The 15,191-nt window shown below is 70.6% G+C and carries 16 protein-coding genes; 9 read left to right on the forward strand and 7 right to left on the reverse strand.

From position 1 onward, the window contains the following. The first annotated feature begins 24 nt into the window (after positions 1-24). Both H4Q84_RS19795 and H4Q84_RS19800 read left to right on the forward strand, forming a co-directional pair. A complete protein-coding gene (locus tag H4Q84_RS19795) occupies positions 25-1,086 on the forward strand; it encodes an ABC transporter permease (RefSeq protein ID WP_248580790.1) in 1,062 nt (353 codons plus the stop codon). A 2-nt stretch (positions 1,087-1,088) separates the two neighbouring features. Further along, a complete protein-coding gene (locus tag H4Q84_RS19800) occupies positions 1,089-1,955 on the forward strand; it encodes an SDR family NAD(P)-dependent oxidoreductase (protein WP_248580791.1) in 867 nt (288 codons plus the stop codon). 51 nt (positions 1,956-2,006) lie between these two features. On the opposite strand, the gene H4Q84_RS19805 is transcribed toward H4Q84_RS19800, so the two are convergent. Continuing rightward, complete coding sequence (locus H4Q84_RS19805) at positions 2,007-3,497, reverse strand: DHA2 family efflux MFS transporter permease subunit (RefSeq protein WP_248580792.1); 1,491 nt, start codon at positions 3,495-3,497, stop codon at positions 2,007-2,009. A 90-nt stretch (positions 3,498-3,587) separates the two neighbouring features. Here H4Q84_RS19805 and H4Q84_RS19810 point away from each other — a divergent pair, with 90 nt between their 5' ends. Beyond that, positions 3,588-4,565: a WYL domain-containing protein gene (locus H4Q84_RS19810; protein ID WP_248580793.1), complete on the forward strand. Its 978-nt coding sequence runs from the start codon at positions 3,588-3,590 to the stop codon at positions 4,563-4,565. Between the two features lie 533 nt (positions 4,566-5,098). Here H4Q84_RS19810 and H4Q84_RS19815 read toward each other — a convergent pair. The 5 genes from H4Q84_RS19815 to H4Q84_RS19835 form a co-directional block, all read right to left on the reverse strand. Continuing rightward, positions 5,099-5,938 (reverse strand): alpha/beta hydrolase, encoded by an 840-nt coding sequence (locus tag H4Q84_RS19815; RefSeq protein WP_248580794.1) that lies wholly within the window; start codon positions 5,936-5,938, stop codon positions 5,099-5,101. A gap of 73 nt (positions 5,939-6,011) precedes the next feature. Next, entirely contained in the window at positions 6,012-7,301 is a 1,290-nt protein-coding gene (locus tag H4Q84_RS19820) for an RNA polymerase sigma factor (RefSeq protein ID WP_248580795.1), read from the reverse strand. Further along, positions 7,294-7,671 carry a YciI family protein gene (locus H4Q84_RS19825; protein WP_248580796.1) on the reverse strand — a complete coding sequence of 126 codons (378 nt, stop codon included), beginning with the start codon at positions 7,669-7,671 and terminating at the stop codon, positions 7,294-7,296. The genes H4Q84_RS19820 and H4Q84_RS19825 overlap by 8 nt, the downstream gene beginning before the upstream one ends. 85 nt (positions 7,672-7,756) lie before the next feature. Then, a complete protein-coding gene (locus H4Q84_RS19830; RefSeq protein WP_248580797.1) occupies positions 7,757-8,665 on the reverse strand; it encodes a Ku protein in 909 nt (302 codons plus the stop codon). A gap of 64 nt (positions 8,666-8,729) precedes the next feature. Next, positions 8,730-9,101: a nuclear transport factor 2 family protein gene (locus tag H4Q84_RS19835; RefSeq protein WP_248580798.1), complete on the reverse strand. Its 372-nt coding sequence runs from the start codon at positions 9,099-9,101 to the stop codon at positions 8,730-8,732. 68 nt (positions 9,102-9,169) lie between these two features. On the opposite strand from H4Q84_RS19835, the gene ligD (H4Q84_RS19840) reads away from it, so the two are divergent. From ligD (H4Q84_RS19840) to H4Q84_RS19860, 5 genes are all read left to right on the forward strand, one after another. Next, positions 9,170-10,111 carry a non-homologous end-joining DNA ligase gene (gene ligD, locus H4Q84_RS19840; protein ID WP_248580799.1) on the forward strand — a complete coding sequence of 314 codons (942 nt, stop codon included), beginning with the start codon at positions 9,170-9,172 and terminating at the stop codon, positions 10,109-10,111. Next, complete coding sequence (ligD, locus tag H4Q84_RS19845) at positions 10,108-11,001, forward strand: non-homologous end-joining DNA ligase (protein WP_248580800.1); 894 nt, start codon at positions 10,108-10,110, stop codon at positions 10,999-11,001. Before ligD (H4Q84_RS19840) ends, ligD (H4Q84_RS19845) begins: the two co-directional genes overlap by 4 nt. A 71-nt stretch (positions 11,002-11,072) precedes the next feature. Continuing rightward, positions 11,073-11,777, forward strand: coding sequence for a response regulator transcription factor (locus H4Q84_RS19850; RefSeq protein WP_248580801.1), 705 nt, complete (start codon positions 11,073-11,075; stop codon positions 11,775-11,777). After that, a complete protein-coding gene (locus tag H4Q84_RS19855) occupies positions 11,770-12,972 on the forward strand; it encodes a HAMP domain-containing sensor histidine kinase (RefSeq protein ID WP_248580802.1) in 1,203 nt (400 codons plus the stop codon). Before H4Q84_RS19850 ends, H4Q84_RS19855 begins: the two co-directional genes overlap by 8 nt. A 105-nt stretch (positions 12,973-13,077) precedes the next feature. Continuing rightward, complete coding sequence (locus H4Q84_RS19860) at positions 13,078-13,743, forward strand: signal peptidase I (RefSeq protein WP_248580803.1); 666 nt, start codon at positions 13,078-13,080, stop codon at positions 13,741-13,743. A 184-nt stretch (positions 13,744-13,927) separates the two neighbouring features. Here the strand turns inward: H4Q84_RS19860 and H4Q84_RS19865 are convergent, their stop codons facing one another. Next, complete coding sequence (locus H4Q84_RS19865) at positions 13,928-14,605, reverse strand: response regulator transcription factor (protein ID WP_248580804.1); 678 nt, start codon at positions 14,603-14,605, stop codon at positions 13,928-13,930. 185 nt (positions 14,606-14,790) lie between these two features. On the opposite strand from H4Q84_RS19865, the gene H4Q84_RS19870 reads away from it, so the two are divergent. Further along, positions 14,791-15,018 carry a hypothetical protein gene (locus tag H4Q84_RS19870; protein ID WP_248580805.1) on the forward strand — a complete coding sequence of 76 codons (228 nt, stop codon included), beginning with the start codon at positions 14,791-14,793 and terminating at the stop codon, positions 15,016-15,018. The last annotated feature ends 173 nt before the right edge of the window (positions 15,019-15,191 follow it).

Below are 15,191 nucleotides of genomic sequence, written 5' to 3' on the forward strand. Positions count from 1 at the left end.
CTCGCGTTTCCGCGGGGACCCCGCATGAACGCGTTCCTGGCCTTGTCGAAGGCGATCATCAAGGGCTTCCTGCGCGACCGCACGTCGGTGTTCTTCGCCGTCATCTTCCCGCTGATGTTCCTGGTGCTCTTCGGTGGCATCTTCAGCGACCAGAGCCAGTCACAGGTCGAGCTCATCGAGGTCGGCAAGGTCAGCCTGATCGACGACCTGCCGAAGGAGGCCAAGAAGGCCTTCGAGGACACCTTCGAGATCGAGAAGTCCAACGACCTCACGGCCGCCATCAAGAAGGTGCGCAAGGGCCATGCCGACGTGGCCGTGCAGATGGACGGCGGCACCCTCGTCGCGCACTACACGCAGACCGACCAGGTGAAGGCCGGCATCACGCAGGGCACGCTGCGGTCGTTCGTCGACGCCAGCAACATCGCGATGTCCGGTCAGCCACCGACCTACGGCTTCGAGACGCAGGCGGTCGAGGACGACTCGCTGCGCACCATCCAGTTCGTCACGCCTGGCCTGCTCGGCTGGGCGATCGCGATGAGTGCGTCGTTCGGGGCGGCCGCGACCCTCAACGGCTGGCGCAACTCCAAGCTGCTGCGCCGGTTGCAGCTCTCGCCGGTTTCCACGACGACCGTGGTGGCGGCGAGGGTGGTGGTCACCATCGCCATCGCGCTGACGCAGATGGCAATCTTCCTCGGCCTCGGGGCGGTGGCGTTCGGGCTCAAGCTGACCGGGGCCTGGCCGGCGGCGATCCCACTGCTGATCGTCGGCACGTTGTGCTTCATGGCGATCGGCCTGCTTGCCGGAGCCGTGGCGAAGTCGACCGAGGGCGCGGTCAACATGGCCAACTTCATCGTGCTGCCGATGTCGTTCCTGAGCGGGTCGTTCTTTCCCCTGGAGGGATCGCCGCAATGGCTGCAGATCGTGTCGAAGTGCCTGCCGCTCCGGTGGCTCAACGACGGCATGCTCGACGTGATGGTGCGTGGCGAGGGGCCTGCGGCGATCGGCCTGCCCCTCGCCGTACTCGCCGGCTTCGCTGTCGTCGTCACCCTGCTGGCCGCCCGGCTCTTCCGGTGGGAGACCACCTAGGAATGGGGCTGCTCTTCGCCACCAGCCGCGCGCGGGTACGACGCGTACGGCGGCGCCTCGCGGGCGACACGCGCAGCCCGCTCGCCGGCCGCCGGGTCCTGGTCACCGGAGCCTCGTCGGGCATCGGCGAGGCCACAGCCCGGGCGGCGGCTGCCCGAGGTGCGTCGGTGCTGCTCGTCGCGCGGCGCGAGCCCGAGCTGCAACGGCTGGCTGACGACATCCGGGCCGGCGGCGGACGAGCCTGGGTGCATGCCTGTGATCTGACCGACGCCGACTCCGTCGATGCGCTGGTGAGCGCGGTGCTGACCGAGCACGGCGGTGTCGACTACCTCGTCAACAACGCCGGCCGGTCGATCCGCCGGTCGCTGGCGCTCAGCCACGACCGGCTGCACGACTTCGAGCGCACGATGGCGGTCAACTATTTCGGCCCGGTGCGGCTGACGATGGGACTGTTGCCGGCGATGCGGGCCCAGCGGTTCGGGCAGGTGGTCAACATCGTCACGTGGGGCGTCCAGCTCAAGGCGCCCAAGTTCGCGGCGTACATCGCCTCCAAGACGGCGCTCGACAGCTGGTCGCGCATCGCGGGGCGCGAGACCTACGGCGACAACGTCACCTTCACCAACATGCGGTTCGGGCTGGTGCGCACCCCGATGGTGACGCCGACCGAGGCGTACGCCGGCCACGGCGCCTCGCCGGAGCAGGCGGCCGGGCGTGTGTTGCGGGCGCTGGAGGACCGGCCGGTGACTGTCGACGGCGTCGTGGGCAAGTTCGGCGAGCTGCTCAACCTGGTCGCACCACGTGCCACCGACGCGCTGTTCCACCGTGTCGACCGCCGCTCGCCCGACTCGGCGGCCGCTCGCGGCGAATGACGCAGCGGCGGCCGTGACCCTGGTGGGCCACGACCGCCGGCTCTGGATGGATCAGTGGATCTCGATCGGCTCCTCCGGCGCGACCGCGGGCAAGGCCCGTGAGGCGACGCACGCCACCAGCATCAGCACCGCGACCAGGCCGAGCGTCACCTGGAAGGCCGGCGCGAAGATCTCGTCGGGCAGTCGCGACGTCGAGCGCTCGGCGATCTCGAAGAAGACCGAGCCGAGCACTGCGACACCGATCGCGTTGGCGAGCTGGCCGGTGGTGTTGAAGAGACCAGACGCAGACCCGGCGTGCTCGACGGGGACGTCGGCCACGGTGAACATGCCGATCGGTGCGACCATCAGGCCGAACCCGGCGCCCGCGACGACGAAGCCGGGGATGAACATCCAGAACGTCGTGTCGGGCGTGGCGAACTGCACCGTGACCACGAGTACGACGGCGCCCGCGGCCAGGACGAGCGCACCGATCTGGAGCACCTTGCGACCGATCTTCGGCGCCAGCACCACCACGCCGAAGCCGGCCATGGCGGCCGTGGTCACCGCGAACGGGATGCCGGTCAGGCCAGCCTTCAGCACCGACCAGCCGAGCCCTGCCTGCAGGTAGATCGTCTGGGCCAGGAAGTAGGCGCCCATCGAGACGAACAGCAGCATCAGCACCGACGAGCCACCCGCGAACGAACGCTCCTTGTAGAGGCTCAGCGCGACCAGCGGCTCGCGACCGGAAGCCTCGGCGCGGCGCTGGCTGACGACGAACCGGGTGAGCAGCAGGCCACCGACGACGACCAGCGCGAACACCCAGGCCGGCCAGCCCTGCTCGCGGCCCATGGTCAGCGGGTAGAGCACGGCGAGCAGTCCGCCGGCCAGCGTGAGGACGCCCAGCGGGTCGAGGTTGGGCCGGGCCGACGAGCGCGACTCGGGGATGAACCGCAGCGCGGCGTACAACGCGAGGAAGCCGACCGGGACGTTGACCAGGAAGATCGCGCGCCAGCCGCTGCCGGCGATGTCTGCCTCGGTGAGCACCGCGCCCAGCACCGGCCCGGCGACCGTCGCGATGCCGGCCAGGCCGGTGAAGGCACCCATCGCCTTCGCGCGCTCCTCGGGTGCGTACATCACCTGGATGTTGGACATCACCTGCGGGATCATCGCGGCCGCGCCGAGGCCCTGCAGCGCGCGGAAGGCGACCAGCGTCTCGGGGTTGGGCGCCAGGCCGCAGGCAGCCGACATCGCGATGAAGGCGACCAGGCCGCCCACGAAGAGCCGCTTGCGGCCGAACGCGTCGCCGAGCCGCGAGCCGGTGATCAGCGCCACCGCGAAGGCGAGCGGGTAGGCCGCCACCATCCACTGCAGCTGCGAGCCCGTGGCCCCGAGGTCGGCCTCGATGCTTGGCAGCGAGACGTTCACGATCGTGGTGTCGATCAGCTCCATCGTGGAGGCGAGCAGGAGACTGATCAGCGCAGCGGTGCGGGCGCGTCCGGCGATCGGCGCGTCCCCTTCGCCGGGGTATGCGCCGAGCTGCGGGGTGTCTACGACGGTGCTCATGTGTGCTCCTCGAGTGGTTGCTTCCTGTGGTTCCCACGCTAGGGATCCATCCGGTCAGTTTCTGACCGGTATTCGTGGCAATCTGGATCCATGGCCAACACCAGCTCCCGCACCCTGCGCCTGTTGTCGCTGCTGCAGACCCACCGTTTCTGGGCCGGCACCGAGCTCGCCGGGCGCCTCGAGGTCTCCGAGCGCACCCTTCGGCGCGACATCGAGCGGCTGCGCGACCTCGGCTACCCCGTGCACTCCAACCGGGGCGTCGAGGGCGGCTACCAGCTCGGCCCCGGTGGCTCCATGCCGCCGCTGGTCGTCGACGAGGACGAGGCGATCGCCATGGTCGTCGCCCTCGGCGGTACGGCGAGTGGCCTGAGTGGCTCGTTGTCCGAGGCGTCGCTCTCGGCACTGGCGAAGGTGGTGCAGGTGCTGCCGACCCGCCTCCGGCGTCGGGCCGAGGCGCTGCGTGCCGCGACCGTCGACTCACCGTTCTCGCAGGCACCCGAGGTCGAGGCCAGCGTGCTTTCAGCGGTCGCTCAGGCAGTTCGGGACCAGGAGCGTCTCCGGTTCGGCTACACCGCCAAGGGCGGCAGTGCACCCGGCGAGGACCTGCGCCGGCACGTGGAGCCGCACCGGCTCGTGACGGTCGGCCGCAAGTGGTACCTGCTCGGCTACGACCTCGATCGTCAGGACTGGCGGTCTTTCCGGATGGACCGGCTTCGCGACCCCGAGGGCACCCGAGCCATCTTCCGGCCCCGAGACATCCCCGGGGGCGACGCCGCGGCGTACGTCAGGAAGGGGCTCTCGCGGGGCGAGACCTTGCGCCTGGTCGTGACCGTCGAGGCGCCGGAGTCGCACGTCAGCGCGCGGATCGGCCCGTGGGCCACGATCGTGGCGTCCGACGAGACGTCCTGCCGGCTGGAGATCGAGGCCAACGACGTCCGGTGGGCGGCCTTCGGGGTGGTCATGCTCGAGGCTCCGGTGACGATCGACTCCGCGCCGCCGGAGATGATCGAGACGCTCATCGCGTGGTCAGCCAGGCTCGCCTCGGCAGCCGCGTCGGCCCCCGCCTGACGTCCGAGCTGCTGGCCGGGCATCTGGACACGTCCAAGGCGCCCTCGGTCTCGTGATCCGATCGTCCTCGAGTGGTCGCTGGACTCGCTGACGATCGGTCCATCAGTCTGCGCGCGCCCGGGCCTTGGCTGGGCACTGTCCCGTGCCCAGCCCCTCGGCATGTCCTCCCCGGTCGGTTGGTACTCCACGAGCAGCACGCGGCCGTCCAGGGCCTGGTGTCCACCAGCTCGAGGTCGCGGCGGACGCCAGGTCGGCGAAGGCTGGCTCGCGCCCGGCCGGCCCGGCGATGAGGGGGAAGGTCATCAGCCGCAACCGGTCGACAAGGCCAGCGCTGACGAGCTACCTGGCCGAGGAGAGGCTGCCCATCGTGCGCAACGGCACGTCGCCGTCGGCCTTCATCCCATTGCTCGAGCTCCGGGCCGAAGTAGCCGAACTAACCCGGCAATCCGTCCGAACCGGCCCAGCCGTCGACCGAGAGGAAGATGTCGACCGTCAGGTTGCTTCCCATGACCCGCTGCCTTCGCGTTCCGGCGTCAGCCAGCCAGGTGGCGGGCAACCACCGGCGCGACGACCTTGGCCTTGATCATGTGTGTCTGTCCGGGCAGCACCTCGAGCCGGCCGTCGGGCACTGCGGCGGCGACGGCGGCCTGCGAGTTGAGCATGTATTCGGCTGACCTGCCGCCCGCGATAACCAGCGTCGGGGTGGTGCTGGCGGCGTACAGGCCGTCGGGCAGCGGCGTGCCCTGCTGGTGCCGCAGCACGATGGCGTAGTCGTGCGGCAGCGTGTGCGCGACGCCGGTCAGCTTCTTCCAGACCGGGAGCACGCTCATCACGGCCAGCATCGGCCGCGGTACGCCGACGAGCCGCATGAACAGCTTCACGGCCTCGCCACGCCGGTCGGCGTCGACGAGGGCCCGCGTGCGCTCGCCCAGGTCGGCGTCGCACGGCGCGTGCGTGTCGTCGACGATGAACGGCGCCTCGTAGGCGACCAGCCGCTCGATCGGCAGACCAGCTGCCGCGGCAGCCAGCGCGAGGGCAGCACCGGAGGACGCGCTGAAGACGTGCGCGGAGCCGCCGGCGGCGTCGATGACGGCGGCAAGGTCCTCGATCTCCCGCTCCGGTATGTACGTCGACGCGCCGGGGTCGCTCTCGCCGCGACCGCGTCGGTCGTAGGTGTGCACCGTGAACTGTCCGGACAGCTCCGTGGTCAGGCCGCGGGCCGGGCCCATCGAGCGCTGGCAGAGCGCCCCGTCGACGAGCACGAGCGCCGGGCCGGTGCCGGTGACGTCGTAGGCGATGCGGGTGCCGTCGGCGGAGACGGCGTACCGGGTCTCGTTGGTGCTCACGGTCGCGTCCTTCGTGGTGGTGGACATGTCTGCTCCTGGGTCGATGGTGAGTGAGGTTCGTGAGTTCGTCGAACGGCACACCCGGTCTTCGACATCAGGATCAGGAATTCTCCTCGGCGCGCCGGGTCAGCAGCTCGCGCTCGCGGGCATTGCCGGTCAGGACGGCCGCCTCGCTGAAGGCTGCCGAGGCATCTGCCCGACGACCGGCGCGCTCGAGCAGGTCGCCGCGGACGCTCGGCAGCAGGTGGGAGCCGGCCAGCACCGTGGACCCGCCACTGGCGGTCAGGGCATCGAGCACGGCCAGCCCGGCGTCGGGGCCGAAAGCGCGTCCGTGGGCGACGGCCCGGTTGACCTCGATGACGGGGCCGGGCGCGGCGGCGGCGAGGGCGTCGTACCAGCCGGCGATCTGGCGCCAGTCGGTGTCCGCGGCGGAGCGTGCGCGTGCGTGGCAGGCGGCGATGTGGGCCTGCACGGTGAAGGCGCCGACCGGGCGGCCGCCGCCCTGGCTGACCGTGGTGGAGCGTTCGAGCGCGGCCAGGCCGCGTCGGATGAGCAGGTGGTCCCAGCGGGCGCGGTCCTGGTCGTCGAGGAGCACGGGGGTGCCGTCACTGGCGGTGCGGGCGTGAGTGCGCGAGCCCTGGAGCTCGAGCAGCGCCTGCAGCCCGTGCGTGTCGGGCTCCGTCGGCTCGAGCACGGCCAGCATCCGGGCCAGCCGGATGCCCTCGTGGCACAGGTCGGGCCGCAGCCACTCTTCGCCGGCGGTCGCGGTGTAGCCCTCGTTGAAGATCAGGTAGACCACCGCCATCACGTCGTCGAGGCGCTGGGTGCGCTCGGCACCGGTCGGCAGGTCGAACGACACCCCTGAGGTGGCCAGCGTCTTCTTGGCGCGCGAGATGCGCTGGCCGACGGCGGTCTCCTGGGCCAGGAAGGCGCGCGCGACCTCGGCCGTGCTGAGCCCGCCGACGAGTCGCAGGGTCAGCGCCGCCCGGCTGTCGGCGGAGAGGACGGGGTGGCAGGTCAGGAAGACCAGCCGGAGCACGTCGTCCTCGATGTGGTCGATGGCTGCGTCGAGATCGGGCATCGTCGCCTCCTCGAGTTCATGGCCCAGCTGGGCGGTCTTGTCACGCAGGGTCGCGTTGCGGCGGAACTGGTCGACCCCGCGGCGCTTGGCGACCGACATCAGCCAGCCGCCGGGGTTGGCCGGGACGCCGTCGGCAGGCCACTGCTCGAGGGCCGCCACCAGGGCGTCCTGCGCGAGGTCCTCGGCCAGCGACACGTCGCGGGTCATCCGCACGAGCGCCGCGACGAGACGGGTCGACTCGCGCCGCCACACGGCGGTGACGGCGCGAGTCGCCTGCCCGTCGGGGGAGCCGGAGGGAGCGTCAGTCACGCGGGGGCGGACCGTCGCTCGGGCTCGCGATGCGGCGGACGTGGACAGATCCCTCCCACTCCGGCCAGTGCTGCTGGTGCACGGTCGCCATCAGGCGGCCCTGCTCGCGCGCCTCGTCGTCGTCGCGGACCTCGATCACGGCGTAGCCGCCGACGACCTCCTTGGCCTCGGCGAACGGGCCGTCGGTGGTCGTGACCTGGCCGCCGCGCACGACGAACTCGGTGCTGGCGCCGGTCGACCAGAGACCCCCGACGTCGACGAGTACGCCGCTGGCGAAGCCCTCGGTCATCAGCTCGTTCATGGCGGAGACGAGGGCGGGCGTCGGGGCTCCGACGTCCTCACGCATGTTGACGAAGACCATGTAGCGCATCGCGGCTACCTCCCTGTGGTGGTGGGTGTTGTCGGGGGTACGTCGAACGGTGCGGCCGAACTTCGACATCGACCAGGGACGAAGTTCAGCTGGCTTTCTTGCGCGCCGGTGCCTTCTTGGCCGTCTTCTTGCCCGCCGTCTTCTTCGCGGCCGTCTTCTTTGCCGGTGCCTTCTTGGCGAGCGTCTTCTTCGCGGGCTTCTCGTCCTCGTCGTCACTCTCGCCGCGCGCGGTCTTGGCCGCGGCGACCGACTTCTGCAGGGCCGCGAGCAGGTCGACGACCTCGCCCGACGACTTGGTGGACGTCGCGGTCTTCTTGACCTCGCCGCCCTCGATCTTGGCGGTCACCAGCGCCTCGACGGCGCCGGCGTAGTCGTCCTCGAACTCGGACGAGTCGAAGTCGCCGGCCAGGGTGTCGACGAGCATGTGCGCCATCTTGACCTCGGCGTCCTTGACCTCGCCGACGTCGACCGAGAAGTCGGGCTTGCGGACCTCGTCGGGCCACATCATCGTCTGCAGCACGATCACGTCGTCGCGCACGCGCAGCACGGCGATCGAGGTGCGCTGACGCAGCGCGACGGTGACGACGGCCATCCGGTCGGCGTCGATGAGCGCCTGGCGCAGCAGGGCGTAGGGCTTGGCTCCGGTGGTCTCGGGCTCGAGGTAGTAGCTCTTCTCGAACAGCATCGGGTCTATCTGCTTGGACGGCACGAACTTCTCGACCGCGATCTCGCGCGACGACGCCGACGGCAGCTCGGCGAGGTCGTCGTCGCTGAGGATGACCATCTCGCCGTCCTCAGTCTCGTAGCCCTTGGCAATGTCGGCGTAGGCGACCTCCTCGCCGTCGATCGCGCAGACGCGCTGGTACTTGATGCGGCCGCCGTCCTTGGCATGGACCTGCCGGAACGAAACGTCATGGGACTCGGTGGCGGCGTACAGCTTCACCGGCACCGACACCAGGCCGAAGGAAACACTGCCCTTCCAGATCGCGCGCATGCTCATACCTCCCAGTCGATCGTGTCGGGCCAGTATCGCCGCAACACCGCGACCACCGCATCCATCAGTAGCGCTCGACCACGTCGGACCGGGCCGGTTGTTCGTAGGGCTCGGGCCAGAAGTCGTCGACCGCGGCGACCAGCCCGTCGTCGTCGAAGGTGAAGAAACTGATGCCGGTCATCGTCTCGGTGCCGACCGTGAAGTCGAGCCAGCTCGCGCCACCGCGCTCGTCGGCCACGACCCGGCGCACCGACAGGTGCCAGTCGCCGGGGTAGTCCACGTTGAACTTCACGTAGTCGTCACGCCCGATCACCCGTTCGCGGGTCTGCGACATGTCGTAGACGGCGTCGGGGGAGAGGACGGCCGCGAAGCCCACCCAGTCACGCTCCTCGGCGCACTGCCAGTAGCGCCGGATGGTCTGCTCGTGCTCGCTCATGCCGGGAGCCTTGCAGACACCGCCGACATCCGCGTGGGGGTTCGCGACCCGTTGGGCATGATGACCTCATGCCGCCCATGCGACCCATGCTCGCCACCAAGGGCGACCACGTGCCCGCCGGCGACGCCTGGCAGCACGAGGTCAAGTGGGACGGCGTCCGCATCCTGCTCGACACCACGGGTGCCGGCTCGCGGATGTACAGCCGCAACGGCAACGACGTCACACCCGCCTGGCCGGAGCTCAGCACGTCACCCCTCGGCGATCGTGACCTGCTGCTCGACGGTGAGGTGATCGCCCTCAACGACCGCGGCCTGCCCGACTTCCGGGTGCTCCAGCACCGCATGCACCTGCGCAACGCGAAGGAGGTCGCCCGCCTCGTCACGACCGTCCCGGCCACCTTCATGGCCTTCGACCTGCTGCGCCTCGACGGCCGCGACCTGAGCCGCCTACCCCTCGAGCAGCGCCGCGACCTGCTCGCCGGGCTCGACCTGGCCGAGACGAGCTGGCAGGTCCCCGCGTCGTACGACGACGGCGCGATGCTGCTCGACGTGACCCGCCAGCAGGGATTGGAAGGAGTGGTCAGCAAGCGTCGTGACTCGCGCTACGAGTTTGACACTCGCAGCCCGCACTGGCGCAAGCTGGCGCACCGCCACCGCGGCTCGTTCGTGGTCGGCGGCTGGCGCCCCCAGGTTGGCACCACCGACCGGCTGGCGGCGCTGCTGGTGGGGGAGCCGACGGCCGGCGGGCTGATGTACCGCGGCCGGGTCGGCAGCGGCATCGCCGGCCTGACCTCGCGCAAGCTCGCCGGGCTGCTGGCCCCGCTGACCCGCTCCGAAAGCCCCTTCGACGACGAGGTGCCGCGCGTCGACGCGACCGGCACGACCTGGGTCGAGCCGGTCGTCGTGGTCGACATCGACACGCACGGGCTGGGCTACGAGCGGCTCCGGCAGCCGTCGTTCCAGGGCGTGCGCACCGACCTCGGCCCCGACGACCTCGGAGGCACCCGGTGAACGACGTCCACGTCGAGGTCGGCGGCCGCACCCTCAAGATCAGCAACCTCGACAAGGTGCTCTACCCACGCACCGGCACCACCAAGGGCGAGGTGCTCAACTACTACGCCCAGGTCTCCGGCGTGCTCCTGCCGCACGTGCGCGACCGCTGCGTGACCCGGATCCGCTGGCCACACGGGGTGGCCGACAAGAGCTTCTTCGAGAAGAACGTCCCGGCCGGCACGCCCAGCTGGGTGCGCACGGCCAGGGTGCCCACCACCGGCTCGCGGGCGAAGAACAGCACGTCCGACACCCTCGTCTTTCCCATCATCGAGGACCTCGCGACGCTGACGTGGCTGGTCAACCTGGCCGCGCTCGAGCTGCACGTGCACCAGTGGACCGTCACCAGGACCGGCGCCCCCCGTAAGCCCGATCGGCTCGTCATCGACCTGGACCCCGGCGAGCCGGCCAGCCTCCACGAGTGCGCCCAGGTCGCGCTGCTGGTGCGCGGCAAGCTGGCCGAACGAGACCTCGACGCCCGCCCGGTCACCAGCGGCAGCAAGGGCCTCCACCTGTACGCCGCGGTGCCCCGCAGCCGCGACAGCGACGGCACGACGGCGCTGGCCAAGGAGGTCGCCGAGGAGCTGCAGGCCGAGCACCCGAAGCTGGTCACGGCCACCATGACCAAGGCGCGGCGGGGCGGGAAGGTGTTCCTCGACTGGTCGCAGAACGCCGGCAGCAAGACCACCGTGTCGCCGTACTCCCTGCGCGGGCGCGAGACGCCCACCGTCGCGACACCGCTGACCTGGACCGAGGTCGAGGAGGGCGCCGACGACCCGCTGGGGCTGGAGCAGTTCCGCTTCGAACAGGTCCTGGAGCGGGTGGCCGCCCACGGCGACCTGTTCACCTGACCGTCCAGCGCAGGGGCGCAAGTGCGTCAACAGCCAGGTGGGACGATACGTTCCCGCTTATGCTTCAAGCCATGGGCCATCAGGTCGTCCTCGTCGAGGACGAGGAAGACATCGCGTTTCCGCTGGTCCGCACCCTCCAGCGCGAGGGCCACGACGTCACGTGGCTCGACTCTGGCGCCCGCGTCCTCCAGCTTGTCAAGGAGCGCGACGTCGACCTGGTCATCCTCGACCTCGGACTGCCTGACATGGACGGCCTGGACGTCTGCCGCCAGCTGCGTGAGCAGGGCTTCGACGGCGGCATCATGATCGTCACCGCCCGCGCCGGTGAGCTCGACCGCGTTGTCGGGCTCGACTACGGTGCCGACGACTACCTCTCCAAGCCGTTCGGCCTGGCCGAGCTCCAGGCCCGCGTGCGCGCCCTGCTGCGCCGGAGCCTGCCTCGCGAGACGCCGCGCGCCGCCCAGTCGACGCTCCGGGTCACCGGGTTGCGCATCGACGAGGGCGCCCGCCGGGTGCGCCTGGACGACCGCGAGATCGCGCTGACGACCAAGGAGTTCGACGTACTCGCCCTCCTGGCCAGCGAGCGCGACCAGGTGGTCTCGCGCGAGCAGCTGATGAGCGATGTCTGGGACCAGAACTGGTTCGGCTCGACCAAGACGCTCGACGTCACCATCGGACGGCTGCGGCAGAAGCTCGAGGATGCCGGGGCGACCGATCGGGTCGTCGCGGTCCGGGGCGTCGGGTTCCGCCTCGAGAGCAGCTCGCACGATGCGTGAGCGGCTGACCATTGCGTTCGTCGCTCTGACTGTCGTCGTACTCCTCGTGGCCGGGCTGGTCCGCGCCTTCACCCTCCGAGACCTGATCGAGGAGCGCGAGTCCGCCTCCCTCGAACGTACGGCGCAGCTCATCGCCGTGAGTGTCGGCAGCGCCGAGCGTGACGGCGACCCGGTGACCACGGCGTTCCTCGAGCCGATGGCCGCCGAACGGACCTCGGTCACCGTCGAGCGCGCGGGTCTCCCGCCGGTGACGGCGATGGGCGCGGGCTACGACGTGGCGCAGGAGGCCGCCGACACGGTCGGCCGCGAGACCATGGGGCAGACGATGGTGACGGTCCGGCAGTCGGGCACGGTCATCCAGGACATCCTCGGGCGCAACGTGGGGGCGCTGGCCGCCCTGCTGCTGATGCTCCTGCTCTTCGCCGGAGCGGTCGGGTTCATGCTCGCGGGCTACCTCTCGCGTCCGTTCGTCGCACTCGCCGAGAGTGCCGAGGCGCTCGGTCGCGGGCGCTTCGACCTCGAGCTGCCGAAGTCGTCGATCCCCGAGGCCGCCGCCATCGCCACCTCGCTGCTAGCCAGCTCGGTCCGCCTCGAGGACTCCATCAAGCGTGACCGCGCCTTCTTCCACCACGCCTCGCACGTGCTGCGCACGCCGCTGACCGGTATGAGGCTGGAGCTGGAGGAGCTGTCGATGCGCACCGAGTTGAGCGACGACGTACGCCGCACGGCCTCGCGCTGCGTGGGGGAGGTGCAGCGCCTCGACGGCGTGGTCGACGACCTGCTCGAGTTCGCCCGCGGCCGCAGCCTCGTCGCCGGTGCCGAGATCAGCCTGGCTGCCCTCGGCTCCCGCATCGCCCAGCACTGGCGCGACCGGCTGCCCGAGAACATCGAGGTCCGGGCCTACGTCGACGGCGGTGGCGACGCGCGACTCACCCCGGGCCCGGTGGAGCAGCTGCTCGACCACGTCCTGGCCGACGTCACGGCGACGGCAGCGGGCCCGGTCAGCCTGCGTTTCGCCGGCCAGCCCGAGCACGTGCGGATCCGGATCGAGGGTGGACGCCCCCGCAGCGGCACCAAGCCGCAGGAACGCGCCGGCGCCGACTCGGCCAAGGCCATGGTCGAGGCGCTGGGCGGGCGGCTGTCGGGTGAGGTGCTCAGCGAGGCCGGGGTCGAGATCCTGCTCCCGAGGCGCTGATTCTGTTACCCAACGGTGGACGAGTCGTGGTTCCCGTGTTGCCCGCCGCAGCCTAGATTTGAGAGGTCAGCAGCAGCATCTGCACGTAAGCCACGGAGCACGCCTGTGAGCATCGAGATCAGCATCAACCGGCGTCGCCGCGTCAGCCGCACCCGGCGCATCGCGGTCAACGTGCTGTGCCTCGTCGTGATGCTCGTGGCTCTCGGTTTCATCCTGCCGGCGGCGTTCGGATTCTCGCGCTACGTCATCACCGGCAGCTCGATGGCCGGCACCTACGACCGCGGCTCGGTCGTGTTCGAACAGACCGTCCCGGTCTCCGAGCTCGAGGTGGGCGACACCATCTCCTACGTCCCGCCGGCCGAGTCGGGCGTCACCACCCTGGTCACCCACCGGATCGTCAGCATCAACGGTGACGAGTTCCGCACCCAGGGCGACGCCAACGCCACGCCCGACCCGTGGACCTTCAAGCTCAACACGGCCACGCAACCGCGGGTCGTCGCCTCCATCCCGTACGTCGGCTACGCGTTCATCGCGCTGACCGACCGGGCCACGCGCATCGTCGTCATCGGGGTGCCGGCCGCCATCATCGCCCTGATGAGCATCAGCGAGATGTTCGGCACCGACCGTCGCCGCCGTCGCCGCCCTCGCCAGCCGAAGAGCGTCGTCAGCGCGCCGGTCGCCAGCGCGGGCCCGCACAGTGATGCCGAGATCCCGGCCGCTCGCACGGCGCCCAATTCGCCCGCGCCGTACCACCTCCGCCGCGGGGCCTGACCCACAGCCTGACCCACACAGCCACCGACCCCGTCTCCTGGCCCTGGGGTTGTGGGGCGGACCGGGCGACGGGGCCGGATTGCATCGTCACGCTTGGGGTCGTGACGAGGCCGGCTGACTCACTCACAACGGTAGGCAGTACCACCGAGACCGGGCATGCCTCATATGAGGGACATCCGGGGGCCTACGAGCTGTGCGGTGCGTTCCAGCTCGCGTGGTGCGCGAGCCCGACGGCGGCCAGCTGGGAGGTGACCTCGAGCTTGGAGAGGATCGACTTCACCTGTGTCCGGACCGTCGCCTCCGACACTGTGCTGTGCGCGGCGATGTCGCGCACCTGGTTGCCCTCCATGAGCATGCCGAGCACCTCCGACTCGCGGTGCGTGAGGCGGCCCAGGCGCTCATGGAGCTCCTGCACCTCCTTGCGTTCGTCCCTCCAGAAGCGCACCAACTCGTCGCGCTCCTCCGCCGTGGTGACGGTGCGGCCCTCGGAGATGCGGCGGATGGTGGCGAGGATGTCGTTGAGCGGCCCGGTCTTGGGCAGCACCTTGCGGGCGCCGTACCTCATGCACAGGCCCCAGCGGGCCCGGTCGGTGCTGCCGGTGACGACCACGACGGCGCCGCCAGCACGCGTGACCGGCTCGATGAGCGCCGAGCCGTCGGCGTTGCCGAGGTCGAGGTCGAGCAGCAGGACGGACGGCTTGTAGCGCAGCACGGTCGGGAGCAGCGCGGTCGCGTTGTGCAGGTCCTTCGGCAGCGGGATGCGACGCACCTCGTGCCCTTCGAGCTCGAGCGCGATCTGCAACGACTCGGCGAAGAGCGCGTGGTCGTCGATCAGGCAGACGCGTGTCCCCTGTGTGCGCATGATCGACCCTCCCCGGACGTCAAGAATGTGGTTCCCACCTACGGGAATGCTACGGGTCAGCACCCGTGCGCGTCAGCGAACCGCCCAGCGGTGGACCCCGGCATTCGTACGACGCGGCAAGGCGTGATGTGCACACTGGCGCTCGTGCCTGACCCGGCCAGGCCGCGCCGTCGTCCCATGTCGCGGTGCTGGCGCACAGCCGGCTCGTGGGGGAGGCCCTAGCGGCGGCCCTCGGGGCGCGTGGCCTGGTCATCGAACACGTGGAGTCCCCGGCCACCCGGGCCCCCCATCTGTCCCTGCGCCGGCAGGCTGCCGGCAGCGGCGCCACGGCTGGTCTGGTGGTCGCCGACCTCGACGATCTCGGCCGGTGGCGCGACGTACTCACCATCGTGGACGAGGCCCTGTTGCCCTGACTGGTGGCCACCGGTTCCGCGGACCAGGTGCGCTGGGATGCCCTGCTCGAAGTGGGCTGCCGGGGTGTCGTGCCGAGAATCGACGGCCTCGGCTCCCGCACGCGGGCGGGCCGTGAAGACCTGGCGGGCCCTGTCCGCCGGCCAGCGCGACTTCATCGGCGATGACTTCGTGG

This window comes from Nocardioides sp. InS609-2 (assembly GCF_023208195.1).
In the GTDB taxonomy this organism is placed as follows: domain Bacteria; phylum Actinomycetota; class Actinomycetes; order Propionibacteriales; family Nocardioidaceae; genus Nocardioides.

Excerpts from the sequence above, each read along its gene's own strand:
- H4Q84_RS19815 (WP_248580794.1), bottom strand. The coding sequence starts at position 5,938 with ATGTCCACCACCACGAAGGACGCGACCGTGAGCACCAACGAGACCCGG.
- H4Q84_RS19855 (WP_248580802.1), top strand. The coding sequence starts at position 11,770 with ATGCGTGAGCGGCTGACCATTGCGTTCGTCGCTCTGACTGTCGTCGTA.
- H4Q84_RS19795 (WP_248580790.1), top strand. The coding sequence starts at position 25 with ATGAACGCGTTCCTGGCCTTGTCGAAGGCGATCATCAAGGGCTTCCTG.
- H4Q84_RS19830 (WP_248580797.1), bottom strand. The coding sequence starts at position 8,665 with ATGCGCGCGATCTGGAAGGGCAGTGTTTCCTTCGGCCTGGTGTCGGTG.
- H4Q84_RS19835 (WP_248580798.1), bottom strand. The coding sequence starts at position 9,101 with ATGAGCGAGCACGAGCAGACCATCCGGCGCTACTGGCAGTGCGCCGAG.
- H4Q84_RS19800 (WP_248580791.1), top strand. The coding sequence starts at position 1,089 with ATGGGGCTGCTCTTCGCCACCAGCCGCGCGCGGGTACGACGCGTACGG.
- H4Q84_RS19850 (WP_248580801.1), top strand. The coding sequence starts at position 11,073 with ATGGGCCATCAGGTCGTCCTCGTCGAGGACGAGGAAGACATCGCGTTT.
- H4Q84_RS19825 (WP_248580796.1), bottom strand. The coding sequence starts at position 7,671 with ATGCGCTACATGGTCTTCGTCAACATGCGTGAGGACGTCGGAGCCCCG.
- H4Q84_RS19810 (WP_248580793.1), top strand. The coding sequence starts at position 3,588 with ATGGCCAACACCAGCTCCCGCACCCTGCGCCTGTTGTCGCTGCTGCAG.
- ligD (WP_248580799.1), top strand. The coding sequence starts at position 9,170 with ATGCCGCCCATGCGACCCATGCTCGCCACCAAGGGCGACCACGTGCCC.
- H4Q84_RS19865 (WP_248580804.1), bottom strand. The coding sequence starts at position 14,605 with ATGCGCACACAGGGGACACGCGTCTGCCTGATCGACGACCACGCGCTC.
- H4Q84_RS19805 (WP_248580792.1), bottom strand. The coding sequence starts at position 3,497 with ATGAGCACCGTCGTAGACACCCCGCAGCTCGGCGCATACCCCGGCGAA.